The following is a 615-nucleotide window of genomic DNA, read 5'->3' as shown; positions in this document are numbered from 1 at the left end:
ACGCCCCCTGTCCTGCCCCGCGCCGGCCCCGCTCACCCCCCGGCCCGGTGAAGAGGGCCCAGGAGAAGGACATCACGTCCCGGCGGTTTCTCTCACGGACTTCTCATGTTCGCCCAACGGCCCTGGTGCGGCGGGAGTTCCCGGTTCCCCTGTCCGGACAGCCGGCCGGTGGGGACGTGGTGCCGGAGGTGGACGCGCACCCTTCGGCGCGGTGGGGAAAAGTGATCGGCATGTTCCCCGTGTGACGGGGTACGGGCGCGTCAGGGGAGGACGAGCGGAGGTGGACAGACGAATGCCGCCGCCGGGCGACAGCTCGGCGACGGCACACGGGGGACGGGACGGCTCGGGCGGGGTGACGACCTTCCCCCCGTTGTCGAACCGGCACCACCGCTGGTCACGGTGGACGTCGATCGATCGCGGAGTCGCGTTCCCGGAGCCGGACGGCTGCTACGAAGAGCCGAACGGGCTCAGTAGCCGCGGTACTGCTGGTTGTTGTACGGATCCTGGTACGGCTGCTGCGGCGGCCGGGGAGCGGCCGGGCGCATCGCCTCGTAGCCCGAGGGCGCCGGGCGCGGCGGCTGGGGCTGCGCGCCGGGGTAGCCGCGCGGGGCGCCG

The 615-nt window shown here is 73.5% G+C and carries 1 protein-coding gene; it reads right to left on the bottom strand.

The window, feature by feature from the left end:
• Positions 1 to 467 precede the first annotated feature (467 nt).
• The coding region (locus tag GT030_RS37420; RefSeq protein WP_346009710.1) for a DUF6643 family protein at positions 468 to 615 on the bottom strand (148 nt) is incomplete at its 5' end.

This window comes from Streptomyces sp. SID1328 (assembly GCF_009865595.1).
GTDB lineage: Bacteria > Actinomycetota > Actinomycetes > Streptomycetales > Streptomycetaceae > Streptomyces > Streptomyces griseoluteus.
Note: the sequence above shows the minus strand (reverse complement) of the source record. Positions and strands in the feature narration are given on the sequence as shown.